Here is a 1,847-nt window from a genome sequence, read left to right on the forward strand (position 1 = left end):
GCCCGCGTGACCCCCGCGCCGCCCGGCACCGACGCACCGGCGCGGCGCCCGACGCCGACACCGGCGGCCGGGTCGAGGGGACGGCGCAGGCGATCGGCTCGACGGCCGGGTCGACCAGTTCGAGCACCTCGGTCAGCGAGGTCAGCACCCGCCCCGCCCAGCCCCGCTCGGCGTTGAAGACCATGTGTCCGGCCAGGTCCGGCGCGGCCAGCCGGGCGGCGGTCATCCCGGCCCGCTGGGCGCCGGTGAGTTCCTGACTGCCGCCGTCGCCCACGTAGAGGCAGTCGGCCGGGGCCAGTTCGAGCCGCCGGCACGCGGCCAGGTAGAGCGCCGGGTCCGGCTTGCAGCGCCCCAACTGGACCGAGAAGACCCGGACGTCCAGCAACGGGGCGATCGCCAACTGGGGCAGGAACGCCGGCAGCTCGTGGGTGCAGTCGCTGATCAGCCCGGTGCGTACGCCCCGCTGACGCAGCCCGGCCAGCACCGGCACCGCCTCGTCGCGCAGCCGGGTGTCGGCGCGTACGGCCCGGTGGCGGGACGCGACGGCGGCGCGTACCGCCAGGTCCGACGGGTGCACGCCGGCCTGGTCGCAGACCCAGCGCAGGGTCGCCTCGGCGCTGCCGAGCAGCCCGCTGGCCCGCTGGTAGTAGGTGCGGTCGAGGACCTCGACCAGGGTGTCGCTCGGGCAGCCGAGCAGCTCGGCGGTCCAGCGGTGGGCCGCGCCACGCTGCACCGACCGGGTGAGCGTGCCGAAGAAGTCGAACAGCACCGCCTGGAACCTGGGCATGGGGAGCGCCTCCTGGCGTCGAGGGGGGTCGCCGGCGCGGACGGGCATGATCGTAACGGAGTGCTGACGGTCCGTGCTGTCGGGTGTCGTGTGAGGATTGCTCTCCGTGTCCTCCGTTCCGCACCGCCCGCCCCTGGACCCGCTGACCGTCGGCGTGGTCGTGGTCGCCGTCGCGGCCGTCTCGTCCTCCGCCCCGCTGATCGCGTTCGCGGCCGCCCCCGCCCTCGCGGTGGCGTTCTGGCGGAACCTGCTGTCGGTGGCCGTGCTCGGCCCGTTCTCGCTGCTCCGGCGGCGGGCGGAGTTCCACGCGCTGACCGTCGGCGCCGGCCGGCGGGAGGGGCTGTACTGCGTACTGTCCGGGGCGGCGCTGGCCGCGCACTTCGCCACCTGGATGCCGAGCGCGCAGCTCACCTCGGTCGCCGCGGCCACCGCGCTGGGCGCGACGCAGCCGGTGTGGCAGGGGCTGATCGCCCGCTGGCAGGGGCGGCGCCTGCCGGTAACGGTGTGGGCGGGCATCGCGGTGGCGGTGGTCGGGGCGGCGCTGGCCACCGGGGCCGACTTCGGCGCCTCCGGCCGGGCCTTCGCCGGTGACCTGCTCGCCGTGACGGGTGGGATGTTCGCCGCCGTCTACACCGCCTTCGGCGAGCGGGCCCGGGCCACCATCAGCACCACCACGTACACCACCATCTGCTACGGGGTCTGTTCGCTGATCCTGCTGGTGGTCTGCCTGGTCGGCGGGGTACGCCTGCACCGCTACGACGGCGGCACCTGGCTGGCCATCCTGGCCCTGGTGGCCGGCGCGCAGCTGCTCGGCCACTCGATGTTCAACTACGCCCTGCGCCGGATCTCCGCCACCACGGTCAGCGTGCTGATCCTGCTGGAGGCCCCGGGCGCGGCCCTGATCGGCTGGGTGTGGCTGGGCCAGCTGCCCCGGCCGCTGGCGCTGCCCGGCCTGGCCCTGCTGCTGGCCGGCGTCGTCGTGGTGGTCCTCGCCGGCGCCCGTGCCCCCGCCGACCCGCCCCGGTGCCCCTGCCCGCCGACCCCGCACCCTCACCGACTG

The 1,847-nt window shown here is 75.9% G+C and carries 1 protein-coding gene and 1 pseudogene; one reads left to right on the forward strand and one right to left on the reverse strand.

The window, feature by feature from the left end; all coding sequences use genetic code 11:
* Positions 1–91: 91 nt before the first annotated feature.
* Positions 92–787: pseudogene (locus tag JNW87_RS38195) on the reverse strand (HAD family hydrolase); the annotation flags it as partial.
* A gap of 97 nt (positions 788–884) precedes the next feature.
* Here JNW87_RS38195 and JNW87_RS38200 point away from each other — a divergent pair.
* Positions 885–1,847 (forward strand): DMT family transporter (locus tag JNW87_RS38200; protein ID WP_238455418.1); only part of this gene is annotated, 963 nt, incomplete at its 3' end.

This window comes from Micromonospora sp. ATA51 (assembly GCF_016802855.1).
GTDB lineage: Bacteria > Actinomycetota > Actinomycetes > Mycobacteriales > Micromonosporaceae > Micromonospora > Micromonospora sicca.